At 50.7% G+C, this 1,218-nt stretch carries 1 rRNA gene; it reads left to right on the top strand.

The window, feature by feature from the left end:
* Position 1: 1 nt before the first annotated feature.
* Positions 2-1,218: ribosomal RNA gene (locus tag J2S13_RS16850) — 23S ribosomal RNA — on the top strand; the annotation flags it as partial.

Below are 1,218 nucleotides of genomic sequence, written 5' to 3'. Positions count from 1 at the left end.
AGGTTAAGTTAGAAAGGGCGCACGGTGGATGCCTTGGCACTAGGAGCCGATGAAGGACGGGACTAACTCCGATATGCTTCGGGGAGCTGTAAGTAAGCTTTGATCCGGAGATTTCCGAATGGGGGAACCCCCTGCTCGTAATGGAGTAGGATCCATATCTGAATTCATAGGGTATGGAAGGCAGACCTGGGGAACTGAAACATCTAAGTACCCAGAGGAAGAGAAAGCAATTGCGATTCCCCAAGTAGCGGCGAGCGAAACGGGATTAGCCCAAACCAAGAGGCTTGCCTCTTGGGGTTGTAGGACACTCTATACGGAGTCATAAAAGAATGAAGTAGATGAACAGGTCTGGAAAGGCCGGTCAAAGAAGGTAACAACCCTGTAATCAAAACTTCGTTCTCTCTTGAGTGGATCCTGAGTACGGCGGGACACGAGAAATCCCGTCGGAAGCTGGGAGGACCATCTCCCAAGGCTAAATACTCCCTAGTGACCGATAGTGAACCAGTACCGTGAGGGAAAGGTGAAAAGCACCCCGGGAGGGGAGTGAAAGAGAACCTGAAACCGTGTGCCTACAAGTAGTCAGAGCCCGTTAACGGGTGATGGCGTGCCTTTTGTAGAATGAACCGGCGAGTTACGATTTCATGCAAGGTTAAGTTGAATAGACGGAGCCGTAGCGAAAGCGAGTCTGAATAGGGCGAATGAAGTATGAGGTCGTAGACCCGAAACCAGGTGATCTACCCATGTCCAGGGTGAAGGTAAGGTAACACTTACTGGAGGCCCGAACCCACGTACGTTGAAAAGTGCGGGGATGAGGTGTGGGTAGGGGTGAAATTCCAATCGAACTTGGAGATAGCTGGTTCTCTCCGAAATAGCTTTAGGGCTAGCCTCAAGGGAAGAGTCTTGGAGGTAGAGCACTGTTTGGACTAGGGGCCCTCATCGGGTTACCGAATTCAGATAAACTCCGAATGCCAGAGACTTACTCCTTGGGAGTCAGACTACGAGTGATAAGATCCGTGGTCAAGAGGGAAACAGCCCAGACCGCCAGCTAAGGTCCCAAAGTATACGTTAAGTGGAAAAGGATGTGGAGTTGCTTAGACAACCAGGATGTTGGCTTAGAAGCAGCCACCATTTAAAGAGTGCGTAATAGCTCACTGGTCGAGTGACTCTGCGCCGAAAATGTACCGGGGCTAAACGTATCACCGAAGCTGCGGATTGACA

Origin of the sequence: Oikeobacillus pervagus, assembly GCF_030813365.1 — a bacterium.
Lineage (GTDB): Bacteria > Bacillota > Bacilli > Bacillales > DSM-23947 > Oikeobacillus > Oikeobacillus pervagus.
Note: the sequence above shows the minus strand (reverse complement) of the source record. Positions and strands in the feature narration are given on the sequence as shown.